This window comes from Xenorhabdus littoralis, assembly GCF_033949345.1.
In the GTDB taxonomy this organism is placed as follows: Bacteria; Pseudomonadota; Gammaproteobacteria; order Enterobacterales; family Enterobacteriaceae; genus Xenorhabdus; species Xenorhabdus littoralis.
Window position 1 is genome coordinate 112,060 of the sequence record NZ_VCDP01000058.1, and the last position, 22,088, is coordinate 134,147.

A 22,088-nucleotide genomic window follows, 5' to 3' on the forward strand; every position below is an offset into this window, starting at 1 on the left:
TGACGACGTAATGAATTTCACTACAGTATATTTTATGAACACCAGCCCTGTCTGGGTTTCTGTTCATATTTTGAGATTTTTAGTGACTCCTAAACCCGAAATCGTGATACGAGGGATAGAGAAGTATGGAAACAGGTACTGTTAAATGGTTCAATAATGCAAAAGGCTTTGGATTTATTTGCCCTACCAGCGGAGGTGAAGATATATTCGCCCACTATTCAACTATTCAGATGGATGGTTATAGGACGCTGAAAGCGGGACAAAAAGTGAATTTCAGTATTCACCAAGGCCCCAAAGGTAATCACGCCAGCCTTATTGTGCCTCTGGAAGATGGCTCAAAATCAAAATAAAGAATGACCCTATAAATTCGTAATTCTCACGCCACAGATAAACAATGGGCTTATTTGTGGCGTGCTATTGACCTTGATGTACTATTGACACTGTGTCATTTGAGCTTCGCTATCCCTTCCATCTTTTCAGCTTCATCTTTTCAGCCGCTTTATTACTCCCTTGCCAAGGCCTCTATAGGATCAAGGCGAGCGGCATTTCGGGCCGGCAAGAAGCCAAAGATAATTCCGATTGCCGTTGAGCATCCAACGGCGATAATAAATGCACCGGGGTTATAAACGAAGTCCCATTTCGGCAACATGAACTTTGCAATCAAAGACAAACTGTATGACAGAGTAATGCCTAATATTCCCCCAATCAGGCAGACCAGAACGGATTCAATAAGAAATTGCTGCATAATGTCACTGGTTCTGGCTCCCACGGCCATACGAATACCGATTTCCCGAGTACGCTCTGTCACGGATACCAACATAATATTCATCACGCCAATACCACCAACAATCAAGGATATTACTGCCACCAGCGTTAAAAATATTTGTAGAGTCCGTGTTGTTTTATCCACTGCTTCAATGGTTTTATTCATATTGTAAATATGAAAGTCTTTTTTACCATGACGGAATATCAAAAGCTGATTAAGTTTTTCTTCTGCTTCTCCGGCTGAGTAACCATCTTTCACCCTGATAACAACCGAATCCAGATAGCTTTGGTTTACAAGGCGGCTATTCATGGTACCGTAGGGCAACCAAATCTGTAATGAATCCCCACCATACATATTTTGTCCCTTGGAAATAACCCCTATTACCGTTAAAGGCATATTTTCCAACAGTAACTCTTCGCCTATGACATCATTCTGATAAGGAAAGAATTTTTTACGTGTATTATCATCAATGACGACCACCTGAGCCTGTCGGTGAACCATTTCTTGAGTAAAAGGTATGCCTTGGGCAAATTTCATGGCATATACCTGAAAAAATTCACTTCCGACACCATACATCTGTGCATTGGCATCAATATTACCTCTTCGCAAACGCGCACTTTTCATCAATTTAGGGGAAACGGCCTGAACATAATGCTGGGATTTTATTGCAGAGATATCGATAAATTTTAGTGCCTGCATATCCAGAGCATTATTACTGCCAAAATCTTCCCCGGGATAGATAGTGATGGAGTTGGTTGCAATGGATTTAATATGCGATAACACCATTGACTTTGCCGCATCACCAATCACCAAAATTGTTACGACGGAAGCAATGCCGATAATAATGCCGAGCATCGTCAGAAAGGTACGCATTTTATTGACAATCATGGCACGCCATGCCATCAATGATGCCTCATTGAAACGCCCCCAGATTTGTTGAACCGAAGGATTTTTTGCATTCTCAGGGGAGAAATGAGCTGTTGCCTGATATTCGGAAGAGCGTGCATCGTTTATGATATGCCCATCTTTAATTTCAATCACCCTTTGAGCCTGTGCCGCAACATTCGGGTCATGAGTAACAATAACAACTGTATGCCCTTGCTGACAAAGCTTCTTCAAGATATCCATCATTTCCTGACCAGAAGCGCTATCCAATGCTCCTGTCGGCTCATCAGCAAGAATAACCAGCCCGCCATTCATCAGTGCTCTGGCAATACTGACTCTCTGTTGCTGCCCGCCTGAAAGCTGGTTTGGCCGATAATTAATGCGATTTCCCAATCCGAGGCTCTTGAGCAGCTCAATAGCACGCTCGCGTCGTTGTATTTTAGGAGTACCTGCGTAAATTGCCGGAATTTCAAGATTCTGCTGAGCAGTCAAATGAGTCAGTAAGTGATAACGTTGAAAAATGAAACCAAAGTATTCCCGACGTAACTCAGCCAATTGATCACTGTCCAAATCAGCAACATTTTTCCCGGATACCCAATATTCTCCATTAGTGGGTTTATCCAGACAGCCAAGTATATTCATCAGTGTTGACTTACCTGAACCTGAGGTGCCAACAATTGCTACCATTTCTCCTGTCTGGATGGACAACGAAATATTATCCAAGGCATCAACTTGTTCTTCTCCGGCAAAGTAACTACGGCTAACGCCTTTCAGTTCCAGTAACGTAGTCATCAAGATTCCTCTTCATTATTACTGTTACTGCGACTGGTGATCACCCGTTCGTTTTCTTTCAACCCGGCAATAACCTGAACGTCAATGTTATTAAAACCCCCTACCGTAATTTTTCGTTTTTCTTCTTTTTGATCATCATACAGGACACTAACTTCATATTGCGTGGACGAAATCTGCTTCTCCAATGCTGAAATTGGGATCATCAACACATTATGTAACGACTGAAGTTCTATTTTCACCTGAGCAGTCATTTGCAGACGCAAAATATGGTCAGGATTCGGTACTTCAAAGCGGGCATAGTAGAAGATGGCATTATTCACGGTATATGGAGTTGGCAGGATATCTTTTAAAACACCATGAAACTGCTTTTCAGGTGCTCCCAGAATAGTGAATGATGCTTTTTGTCCAGACTTGAGATTTATAATATCTGCTTCTGATACTTCTGCATTGACAATCATCGTATCGAGATTTGCCAGTGTCAGAATAGTCGGTGCCTGTTGTGCTGCAATAACAGTTTGCCCTTGAAATGTTTTGATATCTGTCACAATACCCGCTATTGGCGCAGTGATACGGGTATATTGCAAATTCGTTTTGTCAGTATCAAGTTTGGCCTGATTTTGTTTAAGTTGCGCAAGTAGATCATCAACGCGGGCAGTTTTAGAATACACATCGGTTATGCTGGCATCTAATTCCTGACTGGATATGGCTTGTGATTTAAACAGCCGCTTCAGGCGATCTGCTTTGAGCTGAGCCAATTTCAGTTCTGCTTGTGCCCCACGCAGATTGGCTCTCAATGATTTTGCTGTTTCTTGCGTTTCTACTACCGTATTTTTCGCTGTCTGCGGATCAATCATTGCCAATAATTGGCCTTGTTTAACCTTATCACCCAGTTTGACATGCAGCTCTTTTAACTGACCACTGACCTGAGCACCAACATCAACCTTACTGACTGCATCTAACTTGCCCGTAGCCAGAACACTTCGTTCAAAATCCCCCCTGATAACATTATCAGTCTGATACGTAATGGTCTGGCTATAATTAAAGAAGTAGGCCAATAAGGATACAACTGCAATCAGGACTAGCCCTGCAAAAATCCAGTAACGCTTGGTACGGAGAAAATTCATCAACAGGTACTCACTGTTAGGAAAGTCTACTTAGGTCTAAATATCCAATTTACTGTAAACCACATCAACAAATCCTATCAACGAGATACTTCTTATAAATCAAATTCGTTAAATTGATAGAGTTCCGGCTCGGGTGACAATAAAACTATTAATACATCTAACAGACTGGATTTACGTAATTTTTATTTACAACATCTGCTTCCCCAAAAAATAAAAAATGCATTGAATTTCAGTATGTTTACCTTTACCCTGTTTGTTATTTTAGTGTGAATATTTTGTTTAATTATATTTATTGGTCTTTGTGACGGGTTTCATTCATTAGGACTAGATAAAAAAACGTTATCTTATTTGGATAAGGATGTGGATCATGTATTCAGGATTGTTAATAATTCTCCTGCCATTAATTCTAGGCTACCTTATACATCTGAATAATAAATCGATGCTATCCTTGGTTCACCGACTACTCAGTGTCATGGTTTATGTCATTCTTATTCTGATGGGCGTCAACCTTGCCATACTGGAAAATTTGGGCAGCAATTTACTTTCTATTCTTCTGTATGCGACAACATTTTTCCTATGTATCTTGGTAGCTAATATGTTAGCGCTTTTTCTTCTGGACAAACGAGATCCATGGCATGTCACCGGACACAAACAGGAAACTCCCCCTTCCCGATTACATATGGCGTTGGATTCCGCCAAATTATGTGGCGCATTGATATTAGGCTTTATTGTAGGATTAACAGGCTGGTCATGGTTCCATTTTTCCGGCCAAGCCAGTTCAATTGCTTTAATTTTTTTACTGTTTCTGGTTGGAATTCAATTACGCAATAACGGTATGAGTTTAAAACAAACACTGCTGAATCGCCGTGGTACGATTATTGCGCTAGTGGTTGCCATCAGTTCTCTGGCAGGCGGAATTGTGGCTGCGTTTTTACTGGGGTTGCCGACTAAAACGGGCCTTGCCATTGCATCCGGTTATGGCTGGTACTCCCTTTCAGGCATCTTACTCTCCGACGCTTATGGCTCGGTCATTGGCAGCACTGCGTTTTTTAATGATCTGGCTCGTGAACTGGTAGCAATTATGCTCCTCCCCATGCTAATGAATCGTTATCGTTCAACGGCATTGGGTTTAACCGGAGCGACTTCAATCGATTTTACCTTACCAATCTTACAGCGCTGTGGGGGTGTAGGGATCGTCCCCGCTGCTATCGTTCATGGTTTTATATTGAGCCTGATGACGCCTCTATTTATTGCATTTTTTACCCAATAGGGGGTATTTTGGGTTCATTGAATAAAATGACTAAAAAAAACTTTTTTGTGATAAAAAAACAATCTAATCCATCAAAATAGAATAATAAACGATCTAAAAAAATATTTACAATATGATTAGTTAATTCACTAATTTGATGAAAACAACAATTTTATGCAGATATTATTGCATAGTTATTCTTATGGGATTAATATCCAATCAAACCATTAACTATTCACATTTGTCGCATGAGCATTCAATTAAAAAACATAAATTGTTTCTATGGTACGCATCAGGCTCTGTTCGATATCGATTTTGAATGTACATCGGGAGAAACTGTTGTGTTACTGGGGCCAAGCGGAGCTGGCAAGAGTTCTTTACTGCGTGTTCTGAATCTACTGGAAATGCCCCGTTCAGGGCAGCTCAATGTGGCAACACATCAGTTTGACTTCAAAAAACAACCTAACCACAAAGAAGTCCGGGCATTGCGACAGGAAGTCGGTATGGTCTTCCAACAATATAATCTGTGGCCACACTTAACTGTGATGAATAATCTGATTGAAGCACCTTGCCGGGTATTGAAATTATCTAAACAGCAAGCGCGGGAAAAAGCAGAAAAACTGCTCTCACGTCTTCGTTTGGATGAGTTCGCCAGTCGTTTTCCGTTGCATCTTTCAGGTGGGCAGCAACAGCGCGTAGCCATTGCCCGGGCGTTAATGATGGAACCCCAGATTCTACTGTTTGATGAACCGACTGCTGCACTTGATCCTGAGATCACATCTCAAGTCGTTGGTATTATCAAAGAGCTATCAGAAACCGGTATTACCCAAATTATCGTGACCCATGAAGTAGAATTTGCCCGTAAAACAGCAAGTCAGGTCGTATATATGGAACAAGGACGCATTATCGAAAAAGGTGATGCAACACACTTTATGCGCCCTCAAACAGCAGCGTTTGCCCATTATTTATCACACTGATATATCCGATAGATTTCAGAGTCATACCACAGCCAACAAAGCAGTGACTTGAAAGCCGACGGGGATACATCGATAACAGATTGGAAAAACAACAACCGTTATCAATCACAATATTCATGAACAACAGGATATGGCTATGAAAAAATTATTGTTTGCAGCCTTGTTGAGTGCAGTGACTTTATCAGTAACCGCAGCAGAGAAAACTACTCTCCGTTTTGCGACAGAAGCAACTTATCCTCCATTTGAATTTATTGATGCAAACAATAAAATTCAGGGATTTGATATCGATTTAACAAATGCAATATGTGCAAAGCTCAATGCTGAGTGTACATTCACCAATCAGGCTTTCGATAGCCTTATTCCCAGCCTGAAATTTCGTCGCTTTGATGTTCTGATGGCAGGTATCGATATTACACCTGAGCGCCAAAAACAGGTTGATTTCACCCATACCTATTATGATAACTCAGCCTCTTTCATTGCTATCAAAGGGAAATTTGCCAACATTGCCGATCTGAAAGGTAAGCAAGTCGGACTCCAGAATGGTACGACTCACCAGAAATATCTGATGGAACAACATAAAGAGATTAAAACCGTCCCTTATGACAGCTACCAGAATGCAATCCTTGATCTGAAAAATGGCCGTATTGATGCTGTATTTGGTGATACGGCCGTCGTTAATGAATGGCTGAAAAAGAATAAAGAATTAGGCACGGTTGGCGATAAAGTGACAGACAAAAATTACTTTGGCACAGGTTTAGGCATTGCAGTACGCAAAGGTAATACTGAATTGCGGGATAAACTGAACAAAGCACTAGACGAAATAAAGCAAGATGGTTCTTATGAAACTATCTATAAGAAATGGTTTGAACAATAAACAAAATCGTTAAACTGAATCCTAATGAGTGAATTTCAATCTTTAATCAGTGCCGCCGGTATTACCGTCGGCCTTGCCATTTCTTCGCTTATGGTTGGCTTGGTTCTGGCTATGTTTTTTGCTGTGTGGGAATCCGCTCGCTGGAAACCTGTCGCGTTCTTAGGCTCCTGTTGGGTTACCCTGATCCGAGGATTACCTGAGATTTTAGTTGTCCTTTTTATTTATTTTGGAAGTTCTCAGCTTCTAATAACACTGTCAGAAGGTTTCGACGTTAACCTTATTGTCTGGCAATTTAAGATACAAATGGACATTGGCAACTTTGATGTCAGCCCTTTCCTTTGTGGTGTAATTGCCCTTTCACTGCTTTATTCTGCTTATGCATCGCAAACATTGCGGGGAGCGTTGAAAGCAATTCCAGTGGGGCAACGAGAAGCAGGTCAGGCATTAGGATTAAGCCAAAGTCGTATTTTCTTTCGCTTGATTATGCCACAAATGTGGCGTCATGCTTTGCCGGGACTTGGGAATCAATGGTTAGTTCTACTGAAAGATACCGCTTTAGTTTCACTGATCAGTGTTAATGACTTAATGCTACAAACAAAAAGTATTGCGATCCGCACGCAAGAGCCATTCACATGGTATGTGATTGCAGCCGCTATTTATCTGGCTATTACACTGGCAAGCCAATTTATTCTCAGGCGGCTTGAAATGCACACCACTCACTTTGAACGGAGTGCTTCATAATGCTTGAGCTTATTAAAGAAATTTTACCGGGCCTACAAACAAGTCTCAGTCTGACTTTCACTGCATTACTGGCAGCATTTATACTTTCAATTGTTTTGACCATGATCCTGACAATGAAAATGCCAGTGCTTTCCCAATTAGTAAAAGGCTACATCACGTTATTTACCGGAACGCCTCTTCTCGTCCAGTTCTTTTTGATTTACTACGGGCCGGGTCAATTTCCATCAATCAAAGAATATCCATGGTTATGGCAACTTATGTCAGAGCCATGGCTCTGTGCAATGGTGACTCTCGCATTAAATAGTGCCGCCTATTCAACCCAATTGTTTTATGGGGCAGTTAAAGCCATTCCAGCGGGACAATGGCAATCTTGTCAGGCTGTTGGTATGTCCAAAGCGCACTCTATGCGTATTTTATTGCCCTACGCCTTTAAACGAGCGCTCTCTTCCTATTCCAATGAAGTCGTCCTGATTTTCAAGAGTACTTCACTTGCCAGTACGATCACCCTATTGGATATCATGGGATATAGCCAGCTTCAATTCGGTCGTAGTTATGATGTAACTGTATTTGCTGCCGCTGGTATTATTTACCTATGTATCAATGGTCTTTTGACACTGCTGATGCGTATGATAGAACAACGATCCTTATCATTTGAGCGTCGCAATTAACCACGATATCTTTTTAAGCCCGGCTTTTTCGGTTGGAATGTATGTCCAGTCCTAATCTACATTGACACTTATAATACAGATTCAACTAATTGAGATGTAATTGCCTTAACTCCTGCAATAACCAAAAGTTATCGCGGGAGTTAATACGTAAAATAAATTAATCCAAATCAAGAACCAACAACACCAATGTTTCGTAATGTTCGGTATGAGGAAACATATCGAATAGCTGTACTTTTTCTATCCGGTATTGTTTGAGCATCGTAATATCTTTCGCCATCGTCTGAGCATTACAACTTGAATAGAGGATAAACTTAGGGGCCATCCGGCTAAGATATTCACAAAGCTCTTTACCAATACCTCTACGGGGAGGGTTTACCAGCACCAGTTCAGGTATATCTGATTTATCCAGCGCAAAATGAGCAGAGTCCAATGCCTGAAACTCTACCTTTGTCAATCCAAGACTTTTAGCGGAGCTTTTCGCACAATCAATGGCCTCAGCACTAATTTCAATACCCGTTAACCGAGTTTCTTTATCTGCACAGTGCAAGCCAAAACCACCCGCTCCGCAAAACAGATCCCACATACTACCAATATTCAATTCCCTGACCCAACGCCCTGCTGTTGCATACAGCTCTGAGGCAATATCAGGATTAGTCTGGAAAAAGCTACGCGGACGAATATACAACGGAATACCGTTAAAAGTTTCTTCTAACATCTTTTGTTCGGTGAAAATAATCTCTTTTTCACCTTCCAAAATCGCCATATGGGTAGGCTGAATATTAGCTGAAATAACGGTTACTTGCGGCAATTGTTCTTGTAACCATGATAAGGCTCGTTCTAGCTGAGCCAATTTTGTTTCTGAACGTAAAACAAAGCGCAACATCATTTCGCCATTAGCACGACTTTCTGTCAGAAGAATATATTTCAATTCTCCTTTCTTACGTTCAACGTTGTACGGAACCAAGCCTGCTTTGGCGATAAATACTTTTATTACATCAAATACTGGCTGAAAATATTGTGGGTACAACAAACAATCACAAAGATCCACCGTTCTGCCATCACGATGCAACATGCCAAGCAACGGGCGCTCAACACTGCCACTCACTACCATTTTAGCTTTATTACGAAATCCTTTCGTCTTACTGGTTACCGGTGATAACCAGTGTATTACCGGTGTTTCCTGTAAAAGTAGGCTTAAATGTTGTTGTTTATCAGACAATTGATTTGGATAGGATTTATCGAGCCACTGGCAGGAGTGGCAATTTTCCTCGGTATACTGCATACATTGCATTGTAAAAAAACCGTATCAAAAAATATTAGTGCAAAGTAAATGTTGATGTCTTCGCCGAAGCCAATGACTCTTCATCTTCTACCTCTACCTCTACTTCTATTTCTACTTCTTCCATCTCACTTTCCATATCTTGATTAACATACAGAAGATTATTGCTGTGAATTTCAAAAATCACATTGGCTATTTGTTCTTCACCCTGCTGCATAAAATTGGAAAACTGGGTGAAAGTCATACCCGCAGCGATAGGAAATGCCTGACAAACAATCAACTTGGGTAAGTTCTCGTCCTGAATATCAAGAAACGCCTTAACGGTAAGGGAGCTGGAATTAATTTGGCTCAAATTAGCAACCAATGGAATTATTGCCGTTGGCCTTACTTCTGCCAGAGCAGAAAACACGACAACATCACCTAACAGATCTAGTTTGGCATCAAACAGGCCATCAATATTCTGCATATGAGGCAAGTGCAAGACTGGACTTGAGTCATTCTCAAAATAAGAGATTTTTAGCCGTTCAAGCCACGTGCATAATATTGACAAATCGGGAATAACCATAGAATCCATCGAATTAACCTCATATGACCAAAAAGTTAAACATGCTACTTTGGCAGACTTCCTACCGAGCAGCGGAATGATCAAAAACCAACCTATTTTGTTTTTTCATCATCAGAAACATTCTGATAATTTTTATCCGTTTTCTTATGATCAATTCCCAAAAAGGAAAGATTATAGACCGCACGCCAGATAATATGGATAGCTGCAGGTATTAAGCAACCGATACCTAATAAGATCATAGCAATGTGTGCTTCTGTCGTCATTAATAAAGGTGATAGAAATATGCTATCAGTTATCGACAAATACGCCAAAACCAATAATCCGATCCCCAATACTTCCAATAAAATGACCAAGTTAGGCATATCAGCCAATGAGCGCATCTCTTTTGATGAGTTTGTTTTCATTTTCTACCTACCATTCATCAACCTGATAATTACCAGCTTGTAAAATCGACTATCTGTTGCTTCTTGAGTGAGACTATCATACCTGAATCCCACCTATTGGCAGGACTAATTACAATAAAAGGTAATTCCTGCTTTTTTTTGTTCATTGTTACAGGCATAGTAACTTAAGCTGATAATCCACGAAATTTACGATTATTACCACTTATGATTATTACTACTAAGGAGTTTATATGTACACCGTCATTTTTGGTCGTCCAGGTTGCCCGTACTGTGTTCGAGCCAAAGCACTGGCTGATAAACTAAAAACAGAGCGCGAAGACTTTGATTATCGCTACATTGATATCTGGGCTGAAGGCATCAGCAAAGACGACTTATCAAAAACGGTGGGTAAACCTGTTGAGACTGTTCCTCAGATATTTATTGATGAAAAACATATCGGTGGATGTACTGACTTTGAAGCTTACGCTAAAGAAAACCTAGAACTATACAAATAATCTGACAATAAAACAGTCAAAAAAATACGCTATCCAGCCAAAAAACTCCCCCCTTACTGGATAGCGATAACCTTAACCATAGCCCCTAAAAAATCACAGCCCTTAAAAAATCAACGTTCCTAAAATCCAATATCACCTCGCTGAAAAAAATTCTGTATTTTTTTCTCCAATGATAAGAACTTTCATACCATCGCGTAGTCTTAATTATTGCCACTGCTTTTCTTTGATGTCCCCATATTGAGGAGCCCGATAGTCACCCACTTTGGTTAAAGACTATCGGGTTTTTTTATTGCTCACTACACTCCCTTGCATTACGTTATCTCAATCTTACAGTCGCGAAGTTATCATCCTTGACTATCATTACTACATTATTTACTCACACCACATCAACAATCATTAAATAAGATGATGAATTTTAAATAATCTTTTTTGCATTCTTGGCGTTATAAAATTACTATTTTTAAACATAAGTTGATAAAATATACTCATCATACTTAGAGCTTAGCGGGATAGGCTCTTACGTAAATACCTTGCTTGTGAGGCTTACTTTGCTAGAACAACTTAACCACAATTGGTTTACATTCATCAATGCGACCCCAGATTCATCAACGACAATCATCTTGCTTGCCGTCTTTATCGCGAAATATTGCGTATATATCTACCCTCTTACACTGGCTATTTGCTGGCTTTGGGGGAAAAAAGAAGCCATCACAAATCAACGCATTGTTGTCAGCAAGTCTTGTATTGCCTTTGCCGTGGGAATGACGATGTCATATATGATTGGAACATTTGTTCCACATGCCCGGCCGTTTGTTGAAGGCTTTGGCTATAATTTCCTCTATCACGCGCCTACCGAGTCTTTTCCCAGTAACCACGGTACAGCCGTATTTACTTTCGCGTTGGCATTTCTCTTCTGGCATCGTATTTGGTCAGGTTTATGTCTGATGGCCATTGCCTGCGCTATTGCCTGGTCTCGTGTTTATGTAGGTGTTCACTGGCCACTTGATATGGTCGGCGCATTTTTGGTGAGTCTATTGGGATGTGCGTTCTGCCAAATATTTTGGAGCCTGTACGGTGAACACGTACAAGACAAACTTATTCGTCTTTACCAACTTTTCTGTGCTTTTTTTATCCGGAAAGGATGGGTAAAGAGTTAAACAAATCTGTTGAGCATAGATATATCGCTGGAAATTCATGCTAAAAACGAGTTTCCAGCGAATGTTTATATTTAAGTTATAAGCATTAGAGTTAAGTAAATTTACCTTAAGAAAAATAACTACGGTAGATTTATGGTTTTATTTTATCCAGACCATTTATTAACATTTATTTAACCCTATATAGATCGCTTAAATAGCAGAGTCAAACGCCCCTTTGCCGTTAACAATCTTCAATCCTAAAATGATTATTATTTCTTTATTAAGTAAGTTGTAATGAATAAATCTTTCCACAACACTCATCCAAAATTAAAAAAATCATTAATGGATAATCAATAAATAACAAGAAATCGTTCAAATGAATCCAAACACAATCAGAAACAATATTTATAAATATTTATGTTTATTATCAATGGGATGGATGCGTTAAACCAAAATATCAGCATATATATAAATAGGAAGATTGATATTTATCATCCTCTATAAAAATCCATTACTCTCAAGAGTGATTTATTATTAATATATAAACAAAAATGATAAACAGTTAATCAGGTGCAAAGATTTAAAATAAAAATAATGATAAAGTCTCCACTATTTTTCTTATTACATTTTATTTAATATAAAGTCAACATTCTGGTAAAGTTTAATAACAATTTTCATTTTCTATATAAATCTTGCAATTGCGAGAGTGATCACGGTACATTTCACTAAAAATAACTATATTTCCCCTATCAAAAGTCTGGAGTTAACATTTTTGGTTTAGACATCAAAAAAACAATGTAGAAAAGTTCCAACTCCTTTGTTTTAAATGAACATATTTTGACCGACTTATTAATGTAGTAATAAAAATGTTTAGGTAAACATCAACACAATATCTGATAATTTATTATTCATATAAAAATCCAACTCGCGCATTGAATTAATGTGCGAGTTTAGTAGTTTTTAAATTTTACTTTACCGCGTTATTTCGGAGATATTTATGGATACATCTCAAACAAGTTCAATCGCAACTGCTGCTCCCAGCAAAAGCGATTACACTACCTGGCGTAAATCAGACACTGTATGGATGTTGGGATTGTATGGTACTGCCATCGGTGCCGGCGTTTTGTTTCTTCCCATCAATGCGGGTATTGGTGGATTAATTCCACTCATTATCATGGCGATACTTGCCCTTCCCATGACATTTTTTGCTCACCGTGGAATGTGTCGTTTTGTCTTATCTGGCAAAAGTAACGGTGCAGATATCACTGGCGTGGTAGAAGAACACTTTGGTAAAGTTGCAGGTTTTCTAATCACCATCCTCTACTTTTTTGCAATTTACCCTATCCTATTGGTTTACAGCGTTGCACTGACCAACACGGTAGACAGCTTTATCGTCCATCAGCTACACATGAATGCACCACCACGCGCATTGTTGGCACTGGTGCTGCTGCTCGGTGTAATGAGTATTATCCGCTTGGGTGAGCAGACTATTGTCAAGGCGATGAGCGTATTAGTATTCCCATTCGTCACTGTTTTGATGCTGCTGGCCGTGTATTTGATCCCACACTGGAACACCGCCATCTTTGATACCCTGTCACTGGACAGCGCCATGTCTTCTACAAGTGGCAATGGCCTGCTATTCACCCTGTGGCTGGCAATCCCTGTTATGGTTTTCTCTTTTAACCACTCTCCAATCATCTCCGCATTTGCCGTTGCAAAACGTGAAGAATACGGTGAGCATGCAGAGAAAAAATGCTCTCGCATTCTGGGCTATGCGCACATCATGATGGTTCTGACAGTAATGTTCTTTGTCTTCAGCTGTGTATTGAGCCTGTCATCGGAAAATCTGGCAGAAGCAAAAGCACAGAACATTACCATTCTGTCCTATCTGGCTAACCACTTCCGAGTACCAATGATTGAATACGTTGCTCCACTTATCGCTTTCATTGCCATTACCAAATCTTTCCTTGGTCACTATCTGGGTGCCCGTGAAGGTTTCAACGGTATTGTGAACAAAGCTATGAGCACTCAAGGTAAAACTATTCAGCATAAAACGCTGAATCGTATCACTAGCCTCTTTATGCTGGTAAGTGCTTGGGGAGTTGCAACCCTTAACCCTGGTATCCTGAACATCATTGAAACACTGGGTGGCCCAGTTATTGCGATGATCCTGTTCATCATGCCAATGTATGCGATTAGCAAAGTTCCAGCCATGCGTAAATATTCTGGCAAACGAAGCAACATCTTCGTTGTTGTTATGGGAAGCATTGCAATTTCAGCAGCTGTTTATTCTCTAATCTAACTCAAATCCTGGGGCTGCCTTTGCTCAGGTGATTGATCAAACCAGCTTCATGAAAAATGCCAGTCATCTTCATCAATGACTGGCATTTTTTATTTATAATTAACCGAAAATCGAATTAAACCAACCGCTAACCGTTTTCACAATGAAATCCCACACACGTCCAAAGAAACCACTTTCCTCCACGGCTTCTTTAACGACTAATGGGCGCTGGTCGATGACTTTATCGTTCAGCACAAAATTCACTGTTCCCACTACTTGGTTCTTCGCCAGTGGCGCTTCAAGAGACGTTTGAAGTAATGTAAAACTGGCTTTTAAATTACTCGCCTGCCCATGAGGAACTAACACTGCTGCATCTTTTTCAACTCCCAGCGCGACTTCTGAATGATTTCCGTACCATACTTTTTTCGTCACCAACGTATCAGTCACTTTTAATGGTGTGGCAGATTCATAAAAACGAAATCCCCATGAAAACAATTTCTCACTGTCGGAAAAACGTGCCCGATCGCTAGGTGCCCCCAACACCACTGAAATCAAACGCATTGGCCCTTCTGTTGCTGATGAAACAAGATTATAGCCTGCGCCACTGGTGTGCCCGGTTTTTACCCCATCCACATTCATGTTTTTATTCCACAATAGACGATTACGATTCGGCTGGCGGATATTATTAAAAGTGAATTCTTTCTCTTTATGCAAAGCATATTCATCTGGCACATCACGGATCATGGCTTGACTTAATAGCGCCATATCATGGGCTGTACTGTACTGCCCAGCGGCATCAAGCCCATGCACAGTCTTGAAGTGAGTGTTTTTTAATCCCAGTATTTTCGAATACTGATTCATTAAATCAACGAAAGTATCCTGACTGCCGGCAACATAGTCTGCAAGGGCAATACTCGCGTCATTACCAGACTGGATGACAACACCACGGTTAAGATCAATAACCTTCACTCTGTCACCCGGTTTCAAAAACATCAGAGATGAACCTCTAAGCACTGGATTACCGGTGGCCCAAGCATCTTTGCCCACTGTCACCATATCTTCTGTGGAAATCTTCCCTGATTTGATTGCTTGACCCACCACATAACTGGTCATTATCTTTGTTAAGCTCGCGGGATCTAACCGTTCATCAGCATTATTTGAAGCTAAAATTTGCCCGCTGGCATAATCCATCAGTACATAGGCTTTTGCATCAATTTCAGGTGCTGCGGGTTCATCCATTGCATGTACATTGACACTCGCCAAGCAAAAAACACTCAAGCCAATAGCAAAAGATTTTATTACTGGTATCTGTCGTCTTTGTTTCATCATCGCTCACCCTTTTCTTTACTACTTAACTTTTTGCCTATAAATCAAATATAAAAACTCTATTAATATAGGATGTTATGGAGGAAGACTCCAATCCAATAACGTAAAGATTTTTCTGTTATTCATCTGTTTTTATTGTCATATTATTGATTAATTAGAAAGACCTGACATAAGGAGAAAATAATGCTGACGGTCTGGGGTCGTAAAAATTCATCAAACGTGAAAAAAGTTCTTTGGTGTCTGGAAGAATTAAATGTGCCGTATAAACAAATTGATATCGGTGGAACATTCGGCAAGCTCAATGAGCCTGAATACCTGCGCATGAATCCCAACTCCGTTATCCCTTGTTTGCAAGACGATGATTTTATCTTATGGGAATCAAACACGATTGTACGTTATATTGCTGCCAAATTTGGTGAAAAAACACTTTATCCAGCCAATCTTCAAGAAAGAGCCAGTATTGAAAAATGGATGGATTGGGTGGGCTGCAATCTATTTCCCCCTATCAAGCAATTCATGATCAGTTTTATCAGAACACCAGAAGATCAGCGTGACCCTGAAGTCGTAACCCAAACCTTAGCGGAGATTGAAAAATTGCTGAGTATTGTTGATAACACACTCAATAATCAGCAATATCTTTCCGGTGACAAGTTTGGCATGGCTGATATTGCCCTGGCTCCATTGGCCTATCTATGGTTAAACGTTGATATAGAACGTCCGTCTCTGCCAAATCTGGAGCACTGGTATAAATTGATGACTGAACGACCCGCTTTTCAAAAGATTGTTATGATCGAAATAAACTGATCATTAGTTCATTGGCATTCTGCTGGGATCTGGGAATTGATACTCAAATCCCAGATCCCGACAAATACGGCTACCATCAATCACCTTACTCTCCACTGTCTTATTTTCTGACTGCAAAAATTCTGGTGGCGCCAAATTGAGTCGTCTACTGACTAACGGATAAAATTCGGATCTTTTCGGATGTATCGGGGCGCACAAATTATAAATATGTCCACCTTCCGGCTGCTGGATAAGCAATTTAATGGCAGAAATAACATCATCCTGATGAACCAAATTGACAGCCTTTTCTCCGCCCCCCATCTCTTTCCGCCCTGCAAGAAAACGCCCCGCATGACGCTCATTTCCAACCAATCCAGCTAAACGCAATATATCAACCGATGTATTAGGTAACTTATGCAGCCAATTTTCCAACTCAACTAACGTCTTTGCTGATGGCGTTTCAGGACACAACGATTCATCTTCATTGAGATAACCCACAGACGACCCATAAACTGAAGTTGAACTGGTAAAAATAATTCGAGGGACAGAATACGAAAGGGCCGTATCGACAATCAGTTGCACGGCTTTAATATATCCTTCCCCGCCCCCTGCAACACCGTTAACCGGCAGTGTCAAAACGAGAACATCGACTAACATCAGTTGTTCAAGATCATCCAAACGGCAAATAATTTCAGGATTCAAATTCAGTAGGTAACAATCCATGCCACACATACATGCCGCTTCCACACCATCTGGTGTTGTTTTGCTACCCACGACTTGCATGCCACTGCTTTGCAAAGCTTGCGCCAATGGCATTCCTAACCAACCCAATCCGATAATGGAAATTTTTCTCACTATGACTCCCCCGCTACCAACATCAATTTTGGTTATTAGTTCAATATAATACTCTAACTAACACTAACCATATATTTCCCTAATGACAACAGTACACATTAACCATATAAAACAATAAATTAACAAAAAACAAATATCTTTTTTGAAAAAAAGTTTGCTTTTCACTCATCAGATCGTATAGGTTAAACAACAAGCAACCAATCCCTCATTGCAAACATAACATCAAACTCAAACAGAGAACTCACATATTATGAATCGTATTCAATTTAACCATCATCATCACCATCATCCTGACTAGTCTTTCAGGCTGCTGTGTGCTGGAAGACATTTAACCCGTCTTCCGGTGGAGTGGATACGATAAAAAACCCTCGGAAGATTTTCCGGGGGTTTTTTTATTTCTGATTTTCGCTATTTAAATACCGACTTTTTAAATACTGATTTTTAAACACTGACTTTGATATAGGGTAAACCCAACATGCTAGATAAAACACGCTTACGGATAGCCATTCAGAAATCAGGCCGTCTTAGTGATAATTCCAGAGCCTTGCTAGCGCACTGTGGGATCAAAATTAATTTACAGCAGCAGCGTCTGATTGCATTCGCAGAAAATATGCCTATCGACATTTTGCTTATCCGTGATGATGATATTCCGGGCCTTGTCATGGATGGTGTTGTCGATTTAGGAATTATCGGTGAAAACGTCCTTGAAGAAGAGTTATTGACCCGTCAGGCACAAGGAGAAGATCCACGCTACTCTACATTGCGCCGTCTTGACTTTGGCGAGTGCCGTCTTTCCCTTGCAACTCCATTTGATTACGATTATACAGGCGTGGAATGCCTGCAAGATTCCCGTATCGCCACATCTTATCCGCACTTGTTGAAACGTTACTTAGACCAGAAAAACATCTACTTTAAATCCTGCCTTCTCAATGGCTCCGTTGAAGTTGCTCCCCGGGCGGGGTTGGCTGATGCCATCTGTGATTTAGTGTCAACAGGCGCTACGCTGGAAGCCAATGGTTTACAGGAAGTTGAGGTCATTTATCGCTCAAAAGCCTGTCTGATCCAACGTGATGGAGAGATGCCTGAGGCTAAACAACAACTCATCAACAAATTGATGATCCGCATCCAGGGCGTCATTCAGGCCAGAGAATCCAAATACATCATGCTGCATGCACCCAGCGACAAACTGGAAGAAATTATTTCCCTGCTGCCGGGAGTAGAACGCCCTACTATTCTGCAACTGGCTGGTGCACAAAATCGTGTGGCTATGCACATGGTCAGCAGCGAAACCCTGTTCTGGGAAACAATGGAAAGACTCAAGTCTCTGGGTGCCAGTTCCATTCTGGTTTTACCCATTGAAAAAATGATGGAGTAATTTTGATGAAGACCAAGTTTAAGAACATCATCCGCTGGCAAGAATACACTCCAGAACAACAAAAAATATTGCTGACACGTCCTGCGGTTACTGAATCTGAAAGTACTTCCTATACGGTTAACCAGATTCTGGAAGCGGTAAAAACACTGGGTGATCAGGCATTACAAGAATTTAGCCAACGCTTTGATAAAATCACTGTTGAAACCATCCAGATTTCTGCAAGTGAAGTGAATGCCGCAGTTAATCGCCTGACACCAGAGATTAAACAGGCCATGCAGCAAGCCATGAGCAATATCCGTCAGTTCCACGAAGCACAAAAACCAGCGGAAATTGAAGTTGAAACACTGCCGGGTGTTCGTTGCCAACAAATCACACGCCCAATTGATTCAGTTGGACTCTATATTCCCGGCGGCTCTGCTCCCCTGCCGTCTACCGTATTAATGCTGGGTACGCCCGCCAGCATTGCTGAATGTCGTAACGTTATCTTATGTTCACCGCCGCCGATTGCCGATGAGATCCTCTACGCGGCACAGTTATGCGGGATTACCGACATTTTCCAAGTTGGTGGTGCGCAAGCCATTGCAGCGATGGCATTCGGTACAGATTCCGTTCCCAAAGTAGATAAAATTTTTGGCCCCGGCAATGCATGGGTCACAGAAGCCAAGCGGCAAGTAAGCCAACGTATTGACGGAGCGGCGATTGACATGCCCGCAGGCCCGTCGGAGGTATTGGTTATCGCTGATAGTGGAGCAAATCCTGTATTTACAGCGGCGGATTTACTTTCACAAGCAGAGCACGGCCCAGATTCCCAAGTAATACTGGTCACGCCTGATGAAGCCTTTGCCAAGCAAGTTATCTGTGAAATTGAAAACCAACTCGCGCTATTGCCACGTCAACAGATCGCAACTCAAGCGTTGCAAACCAGCCGGATCATTGTTGCTGAAGATCTCACTCAATGTGTAGCAATCAGTAATCAATACGGCCCGGAACATTTGATCATTCAAACCCGTCAACCTGAAAAATTAGTAGATCAGATTATCAGTGCGGGTTCAATTTTTCTGGGTGACTGGTCACCAGAATCCGCAGGAGATTATGCTTCTGGCACCAATCACGTTTTGCCGACCTATGGCTATACTTCCACTTATTCCAGCCTCGGGCTGGCTGATTTCCTGAAAAGAATGACTGTTCAGCGACTCACGCCACAAGGCCTGATCAATCTCGCGCCGACTATCGAAACTCTGGCACAGGCAGAACAGCTCATCGCGCACAAAAACGCCGTCACATTACGTATAGCTGCCCTGAATAACGCAAACAGGGTTCACAAAGCTAAGGATCAATCATGAGTACGATTTTTGATATCAATTCACTGGCAAGAGAAAATGTCCGTAAATTAGTTCCTTATATGTCAGCCCGCCGCTTGGGTGGTAATGGTGATATTTGGCTCAATGCGAATGAATATCCCATTGCGCCTGATTTCCAACTTACCGAAAACACGCTTAATCGCTATCCTGAGTGTCAGCCCGCAGCAGTTATTCAGCGTTATGCAAATTACGTGGGCCTGCAACCAGAGCAAGTCCTGGTCAGCCGGGGAGCCGATGAATCTATCGAGCTGCTGATCCGCGTTTTTTGTGAGCCAGATCGCGATGCTATACTGTTTTGCCCTCCCACTTACGGCATGTACAGCGTCAGCGCAGAAACCTTTGGCGTAGAGCAAAAAAAGATCCCTGTCAGCGCTGACTGGCAGCCAGATATTGCAGCTATCGCGAATAATCTGGATCGTGTCAAATTAATCTATATCTGTAGCCCCAATAACCCTACCGGTAACCTGATTGACTCTGCTGGATTGCGCCAGATCCTTGAACTTGCCCGCAACCGTGCCATCGTTGCCATTGATGAGGCCTACATCGAATTTTGCCCGGACCATACTACCACCCATTGGCTGCAAGACTACCCTCACTTAGTCATTTTGCGAACCCTCTCGAAAGCTTTTGCTCTGGCTGGATTGCGTTGTGGATTTACATTGGCTTCTGCCGATATCATCGCGCTGATGCTAAAAGTGATTGCACCTTACCCGTTGGCTACACCTGTTGCCGATATTGCCGCACAAGCATTGACGGAAACAGGTATTGATACGATGAGAAATCGCGTGACAGAAATTGTCAGTAATCGAATTTATCTTCAGCAAGCACTCAGTAAATCAGCATTAGTAGAAAAAGTATTTCCGAGTGAAACCAACTATATTTTAGTGAGATTTACCGATGCAGAAATAGTCTTCAAAACGCTATGGGACCAAGGGATCATCCTGCGTGACCAGCGAAAACAGCCGGGATTAGAGAATTGCCTGCGGATCACTATTGGTAGCCGCCGTGAATGTGAACAGTTGCTCAGCGCCATCAATGCACTTTCCAATCAACCCCAACAAATCAAGGAAACTGAGAATTCATGAGCCAAAAACTGCTTTTTATTGACCGCGATGGGACATTGATCACCGAACCACCCAGCGATTATCAGGTCGATCGCCTTGATAAACTGGCTCTTGAAGCCAGCGTGATCCCTGCCCTGTTATCCCTGCAAAAAGCGGGTTACAAACTGATCATGGTCACTAATCAGGATGGGTTGGGCACGGCTAGTTTCCCACAAACTGATTTCGAGCCACCACAGGCTCTGATGATGCAAATTTTCACTTCACAAGGGGTCCATTTTGAAGAAGTGCTGATTTGTCCGCATAAACCTGAAGATAACTGCAATTGCCGTAAACCGAAGCTTGGCTTAGTGGAAAAATATCTGGCTGAAGATGTTATTGACAGAGAAAACAGTTATGTCATCGGCGATCGGGAAACCGATCTGCAACTGGCTCAGAACATGGGTATTAAGGGCATTCGCTATCAGCCAGAATCACTGGACTGGTCAGCCATTTGTGAACAATTGACATGCAAAGATCGCCATGCGCATGTTGAACGAAAAACCAGAGAGACCGCAATTATTATTGAAGTTTGGTTGGATCACGAAGGTGAAAGCCGTATTAATACCGGCGTCGGTTTCTTTGATCATATGCTGGATCAGATCGCAACTCATGGCGGATTCCGCATGAATATACAAGTCAAAGGCGACCTCTACATTGATGATCATCATACCGTTGAAGATACGGGTTTAGCATTGGGTGAAGCCTTGAAGCTTGCATTGGGGGATAAACGTGGCATTGCCCGTTTTGGCTTTACCCTGCCAATGGATGAATGTCTTGCCCGTTGTGCCCTGGATATTTCCGGCCGTCCGCATCTTGAATATAAAGCCGAGTTTAAACATCAACGTGTCGGCGATTTAAGTACAGAGATGATCGAACACTTCTTTCGTTCTCTCTCTTACACGATGGGCTGTACCTTACACCTGAAAACCAAAGGGAAGAACGATCACCATCGGGCAGAAAGTCTGTTCAAAGTATTTGGCCGGACACTGCGACAGGCCATTCGTATAGAAGGTGATACTTTGCCCAGTTCCAAAGGTGTTTTATAAGGAA

At 41.5% G+C, this 22,088-nt stretch carries 22 protein-coding genes and 1 other annotated feature; of the genes, 15 read left to right on the forward strand and 7 right to left on the reverse strand.

Translation table 11 applies throughout. The features are described from left to right. Positions 1 to 125 precede the first annotated feature (125 nt). The gene (gene cspD, locus FE394_RS14590; RefSeq protein WP_319927090.1) at positions 126 to 350 is read left to right on the forward strand and encodes a cold shock-like protein CspD; all 225 of its coding nucleotides are present in this window, start codon (positions 126 to 128) and stop codon (positions 348 to 350) included. 152 nt (positions 351 to 502) lie between these two features. On the opposite strand, the gene macB is transcribed toward cspD, so the two are convergent. After that, positions 503 to 2,443 carry a macrolide ABC transporter ATP-binding protein/permease MacB gene (gene macB, locus FE394_RS14595; RefSeq protein ID WP_319927091.1) on the reverse strand — a complete coding sequence of 647 codons (1,941 nt, stop codon included), beginning with the start codon at positions 2,441 to 2,443 and terminating at the stop codon, positions 503 to 505. Then, on the reverse strand, positions 2,443 to 3,567 hold the full coding sequence (gene macA / locus FE394_RS14600; protein WP_319927124.1) for a macrolide transporter subunit MacA: 1,125 nt from the start codon (positions 3,565 to 3,567) through the stop codon (positions 2,443 to 2,445). Before macA ends, macB begins: the two co-directional genes overlap by 1 nt. Positions 3,568 to 3,934: 367 nt before the next feature. Between macA and FE394_RS14605 the strand changes: the two genes are divergently transcribed. The 5 genes from FE394_RS14605 to artM all read left to right on the forward strand — a co-directional run bounded on the left by FE394_RS14605 (position 3,935) and on the right by artM (position 8,076). Then, positions 3,935 to 4,837: a LysO family transporter gene (locus tag FE394_RS14605; RefSeq protein ID WP_319927092.1), complete on the forward strand. Its 903-nt coding sequence runs from the start codon at positions 3,935 to 3,937 to the stop codon at positions 4,835 to 4,837. A gap of 227 nt (positions 4,838 to 5,064) precedes the next feature. Then, positions 5,065 to 5,793, forward strand: a complete 729-nt coding sequence (artP, locus tag FE394_RS14610) for an arginine ABC transporter ATP-binding protein ArtP (RefSeq protein ID WP_319927093.1) — start codon at positions 5,065 to 5,067, stop codon at positions 5,791 to 5,793. 136 nt (positions 5,794 to 5,929) lie between these two features. Further along, the gene (gene artJ, locus FE394_RS14615; RefSeq protein ID WP_319927094.1) at positions 5,930 to 6,667 is read left to right on the forward strand and encodes an arginine ABC transporter substrate-binding protein; all 738 of its coding nucleotides are present in this window, start codon (positions 5,930 to 5,932) and stop codon (positions 6,665 to 6,667) included. Between the two features lie 24 nt (positions 6,668 to 6,691). After that, positions 6,692 to 7,408 carry an arginine ABC transporter permease ArtQ gene (gene artQ / locus FE394_RS14620; RefSeq protein WP_319927095.1) on the forward strand — a complete coding sequence of 239 codons (717 nt, stop codon included), beginning with the start codon at positions 6,692 to 6,694 and terminating at the stop codon, positions 7,406 to 7,408. Then, on the forward strand, positions 7,408 to 8,076 hold the full coding sequence (artM, locus tag FE394_RS14625) for an arginine ABC transporter permease ArtM (protein WP_319927096.1): 669 nt from the start codon (positions 7,408 to 7,410) through the stop codon (positions 8,074 to 8,076). Before artQ ends, artM begins: the two co-directional genes overlap by 1 nt. Before the next feature lie 157 nt (positions 8,077 to 8,233). On the opposite strand, the gene rlmC is transcribed toward artM, so the two are convergent. From rlmC to FE394_RS14640, 3 genes are all read right to left on the reverse strand, one after another. Continuing rightward, positions 8,234 to 9,367, reverse strand: a complete 1,134-nt coding sequence (gene rlmC / locus FE394_RS14630; protein ID WP_319927097.1) for a 23S rRNA (uracil(747)-C(5))-methyltransferase RlmC — start codon at positions 9,365 to 9,367, stop codon at positions 8,234 to 8,236. A 25-nt stretch (positions 9,368 to 9,392) separates the two neighbouring features. Further along, positions 9,393 to 9,929, reverse strand: coding sequence for a type III secretion system chaperone family protein (locus FE394_RS14635; RefSeq protein WP_319927098.1), 537 nt, complete (start codon positions 9,927 to 9,929; stop codon positions 9,393 to 9,395). 83 nt (positions 9,930 to 10,012) lie between these two features. Continuing rightward, the gene (locus FE394_RS14640) at positions 10,013 to 10,324 is read right to left on the reverse strand and encodes a YbjC family protein (RefSeq protein WP_319927099.1); all 312 of its coding nucleotides are present in this window, start codon (positions 10,322 to 10,324) and stop codon (positions 10,013 to 10,015) included. A 230-nt stretch (positions 10,325 to 10,554) separates the two neighbouring features. On the opposite strand from FE394_RS14640, the gene FE394_RS14645 reads away from it, so the two are divergent. The 3 genes from FE394_RS14645 to FE394_RS14655 all read left to right on the forward strand — a co-directional run bounded on the left by FE394_RS14645 (position 10,555) and on the right by FE394_RS14655 (position 14,256). Further along, entirely contained in the window at positions 10,555 to 10,818 is a 264-nt protein-coding gene (locus tag FE394_RS14645; protein WP_319927100.1) for a GrxA family glutaredoxin, read from the forward strand. A 548-nt stretch (positions 10,819 to 11,366) separates the two neighbouring features. Next, positions 11,367 to 11,975, forward strand: a complete 609-nt coding sequence (gene ybjG, locus FE394_RS14650) for an undecaprenyl-diphosphate phosphatase (protein ID WP_319927101.1) — start codon at positions 11,367 to 11,369, stop codon at positions 11,973 to 11,975. Positions 11,976 to 12,951: 976 nt separating this feature from the next. Continuing rightward, entirely contained in the window at positions 12,952 to 14,256 is a 1,305-nt protein-coding gene (locus tag FE394_RS14655; protein WP_319927102.1) for an HAAAP family serine/threonine permease, read from the forward strand. 99 nt (positions 14,257 to 14,355) lie between these two features. On the opposite strand, the gene FE394_RS14660 is transcribed toward FE394_RS14655, so the two are convergent. Further along, on the reverse strand, positions 14,356 to 15,564 hold the full coding sequence (locus FE394_RS14660) for a serine hydrolase (RefSeq protein WP_319927103.1): 1,209 nt from the start codon (positions 15,562 to 15,564) through the stop codon (positions 14,356 to 14,358). A 180-nt stretch (positions 15,565 to 15,744) separates the two neighbouring features. Between FE394_RS14660 and FE394_RS14665 the strand changes: the two genes are divergently transcribed. Continuing rightward, positions 15,745 to 16,365, forward strand: a complete 621-nt coding sequence (locus FE394_RS14665; RefSeq protein ID WP_319927104.1) for a glutathione S-transferase family protein — start codon at positions 15,745 to 15,747, stop codon at positions 16,363 to 16,365. Between the two features lie 3 nt (positions 16,366 to 16,368). Here FE394_RS14665 and FE394_RS14670 read toward each other — a convergent pair whose 3' ends face one another. Beyond that, entirely contained in the window at positions 16,369 to 17,199 is an 831-nt protein-coding gene (locus FE394_RS14670; RefSeq protein ID WP_319927105.1) for an SDR family oxidoreductase, read from the reverse strand. A 250-nt stretch (positions 17,200 to 17,449) separates the two neighbouring features. Between FE394_RS14670 and hisL the strand changes: the two genes are divergently transcribed. From hisL to hisB, 5 genes are all read left to right on the forward strand, one after another. Next, a complete protein-coding gene (gene hisL, locus FE394_RS14675) occupies positions 17,450 to 17,497 on the forward strand; it encodes a his operon leader peptide (RefSeq protein ID WP_113967449.1) in 48 nt (15 codons plus the stop codon). Continuing rightward, positions 17,473 to 17,595: a sequence feature (His leader region), on the forward strand. (Overlaps the previous gene by 25 nt.) A gap of 79 nt (positions 17,596 to 17,674) precedes the next feature. Beyond that, on the forward strand, positions 17,675 to 18,574 hold the full coding sequence (hisG, locus tag FE394_RS14680) for an ATP phosphoribosyltransferase (protein ID WP_319927106.1): 900 nt from the start codon (positions 17,675 to 17,677) through the stop codon (positions 18,572 to 18,574). Positions 18,575 to 18,576: 2 nt separating this feature from the next. Continuing rightward, positions 18,577 to 19,917 carry a histidinol dehydrogenase gene (gene hisD, locus FE394_RS14685; RefSeq protein ID WP_419836346.1) on the forward strand — a complete coding sequence of 447 codons (1,341 nt, stop codon included), beginning with the start codon at positions 18,577 to 18,579 and terminating at the stop codon, positions 19,915 to 19,917. After that, the gene (gene hisC, locus FE394_RS14690; protein WP_319927108.1) at positions 19,914 to 21,020 is read left to right on the forward strand and encodes a histidinol-phosphate transaminase; all 1,107 of its coding nucleotides are present in this window, start codon (positions 19,914 to 19,916) and stop codon (positions 21,018 to 21,020) included. Before hisD ends, hisC begins: the two co-directional genes overlap by 4 nt. Next, positions 21,017 to 22,084 (forward strand): bifunctional histidinol-phosphatase/imidazoleglycerol-phosphate dehydratase HisB, encoded by a 1,068-nt coding sequence (gene hisB, locus FE394_RS14695; RefSeq protein WP_319927109.1) that lies wholly within the window; start codon positions 21,017 to 21,019, stop codon positions 22,082 to 22,084. Before hisC ends, hisB begins: the two co-directional genes overlap by 4 nt. Positions 22,085 to 22,088: the final 4 nt, after the last annotated feature.